Source organism: Amycolatopsis sp. NBC_01307 (assembly GCF_035975215.1).
In the GTDB taxonomy this organism is placed as follows: domain Bacteria; phylum Actinomycetota; class Actinomycetes; order Mycobacteriales; family Pseudonocardiaceae; genus Amycolatopsis.
In genome coordinates, this window is sequence record NZ_CP108403.1 from 2,935,530 (window position 1) to 2,938,179 (window position 2,650).

3 protein-coding genes are annotated in these 2,650 nt (G+C 71.5%); 1 reads left to right on the plus strand and 2 read right to left on the minus strand.

The window, feature by feature from the left end; all coding sequences use genetic code 11:
- Window positions 1–27: 27 nt before the first annotated feature.
- A complete protein-coding gene (locus OG439_RS12420) occupies window positions 28–483 on the minus strand; it encodes a MarR family winged helix-turn-helix transcriptional regulator (RefSeq protein ID WP_326949535.1) in 456 nt (151 codons plus the stop codon).
- 119 nt (window positions 484–602) lie between these two features.
- Here OG439_RS12420 and OG439_RS12425 point away from each other — a divergent pair, with 119 nt between their 5' ends.
- Window positions 603–1,508 (plus strand): NADP-dependent oxidoreductase, encoded by a 906-nt coding sequence (locus OG439_RS12425; RefSeq protein WP_326949536.1) that lies wholly within the window; start codon window positions 603–605, stop codon window positions 1,506–1,508.
- 76 nt (window positions 1,509–1,584) lie between these two features.
- On the opposite strand, the gene OG439_RS12430 is transcribed toward OG439_RS12425, so the two are convergent.
- Entirely contained in the window at window positions 1,585–2,394 is an 810-nt protein-coding gene (locus tag OG439_RS12430) for a DUF2306 domain-containing protein (protein ID WP_326949537.1), read from the minus strand.
- Window positions 2,395–2,650 lie beyond the last annotated feature (256 nt).

A 2,650-nucleotide genomic window follows, 5' to 3' on the forward strand; every position in this document is an offset into this window, starting at 1 on the left:
CACCAGGCCGCGGGCTCGGCTCGGCCGCTAGTCCGCGGTCGGGTCGAGGGAGCGCGCGACGATCCCGGTGATCCCGCCGAGCTGTCCGAGCTGCTCCTCGGTCAGCAGGCCGAAGACGTGCTCGCGCAGGGTCGCGTAGTAGCCGGGTGCCGCCTCGTCGTACTTCCGCGACCCCGCCGGGGTCAGTGACGCGATCGTGTAGCGGGTGTCGGCCGGGTCGGACTTGCGGACCAGCCAGCCCTGCTTCTCCAGCCGGGAGGCGATGCGGGACAGGTGCGACGGCGTGACCCGGGACATCTCCGCCAGCGACGTCATGGTGCGGTCCTGGTGCTGCGACAGGCACCACAGGATCAGGAACTCGGCGTGGCTCAGGCCCTCCTGCTTGAGCCGCCCCTCCAGCGCCGCGGGCAGCCACAGGATCACGGACAGCAGCGACTCCCAGGTGTCCGCCTCGGCCGGGGCGAAGCCGTCATCCGCTTCCACGGGCGTGACTGTACACGCAGTCACTTTCCGCGGAAAGTGATTTGCGAGACACTTGCCATGGAAAGTAACTGACTCTAAGTTAGTTTCCAGGGAAAGCATCCGCAGATCAAGGAGTCACCATGCGCGCAGCCCGCTACCACGACTACGGCCCGGCGGAGGTGCTCGTCGTCGAGGACGTCCCGGAACCGCACGCCGGGCCCGGCGAGGTCCGGATCCGCGTCGCCGCCGCCAGTGTGAACCCGGTCGACTGGAAAGTGCGCTCGGGGGCGGCCCGCGCGATGTTCGAGGTCGGCTTCCCGGCGATCCCCGGCCGCGACGCCGCCGGCGTGGTGGACGAGGTCGGCGAAGGCGTCACCGGTGTCACTGTCGGTGACCGGGTGTTCGGGCTCGGCGGTGTGTTCGGGGCGTCCGCGCAGTACGCCACGCTGTCCGCGTGGGCGTCCGTGCCGGACGAGTGGACCCTGGCGGAGGCCGCCGGCGCCGGGCTGGCCGTCGACACCGCCGGCAGCGGGCTCGACGCGCTCGGCGACCTGGCCGGCCGCACGCTGCTGATCGAAGGCGCGGCCGGCGGGGTGGGCAGTGCCGCCGTCGCGCTGGCCGTGGCGCGCGGCGCCACCGTCATCGGCACGGCGAGCGCGGGCAAGCACGACTACCTGCGCGAGCTGGGCGCGCTGCCCACCACCTACGGCGAAGGGCTGGCCGACCGCGTCCGCGAACTCGCCCCCGGCGGGGTGGACGCCGTGCTCGACACGGCCGCGTCCGGCTCGCTGCCCGACCTCGTCGCCATCGCCGGCGACGCGGACCGCGTCGTGACGGTCGCCGACGCGGCCCGTGCGGGTGACCTCGGCGTCCGGGCCCGTTCTTCGGAGAACAACTCCGCGCTGCTCGCCGAAGGCGCCGCGCTGGGCGCCCGGGGCGGGTACACGCCGCACCTCGCCGCGACCTACGCGCTGGACGACATCGCCGACGCGCACCGGGACTCCGAAGGCGGCCACACGCAGGGGAAGATCGTCGTCCTCGTCTGACGGGACACGCGGACGAGCCCGGCACCGGGGGATGGTGCCGGGCTCGTCCGCCGCCGGGGAAGGCGCGTTCTCGGGGTCAGGCCACCGGATCGGGTGACGGCCGTGCGTCCAGCAGCGGCGTCTTCGCGTCCGGGACCAGGGTCGCCTCCGTGGGAGTGACATCGGCCGTCTCCGACGCGACGGCGCGAGCCTGGGCCGCCTTGCGCTTCGCGGCCTGCTCGCCCAGCTTCTTGTAGCGGGCGCGGTTGATGAAGAACTCCGCGATCAGCAGGTTGACCACCCAGGGCACCCACGACGTCAGCGTGGACACCTGGTCCTGCACCGCCGCCGGGCCGTCGACGCCCATCGTGAAGACCTCCGGCTCCAGCCAAAGGATCGCCGGGCCGAGCCAGAAGCGCGACGCCAGGATCGAGAAGCACAGCGCGAAGCTGCGCAGCATCCACTCGCGGTGCTCCACGATGCGGCCCTGGCGGGCGCGGCGGAACCCGGTGATCGTGGTGATCAGCCACAGCAGCCCGAGGATCGCGTTGCCGACCTTCTGGCCGGGGCCGTGGGTCAGCAGCGGCGTGATCGTCAGGATCGCGATCCCGGCCGGTAGCGCGCCGCCGAAGACGTAGATCCGGCCGGACACGCGGTGCAGCTTCGGGAACTTGTTCCGGAGGCGAGGCCACACCTGGATCGCCGCGGTCACGAACGCGACCGAGCCGAAGAAGATGTGCGTCACCAGCAGCGGGTAGTAGAACGGCACGTCGAGCCGGGTCGCCGCCGTCGACTTGCTCGGATCCAGCCCGACGTAGTTGGGCAGCCGGAACGCGAGGAAACCGAACGCGAGGAAGTAGAAGGGGACGATCCAGGGGCGTCTCAGCGCCGTTCCGATGCGTGACATGGGTGGGCCTTCCGTGGGAGGAACCGGCGCGAAGAGTGTGGCGCGAAGACAGTGGGGAAAACCGTAGAGTTCGCTCGCCACCGATCCCGGATCGGCCGCAACAGCTAGGGAAAACAGGGTCCGTCCGGCGGCATAGTCTGCCTGACCTCCGTGTCGGCGGTGGTTCGGGCGGCGGCGTACCGCGGCTTCCCCATCGCACGCCGGAACGGACCCCGTCCGAACCCTTGGGAGCGCCGCGGTGGAACGATCCGAGCAC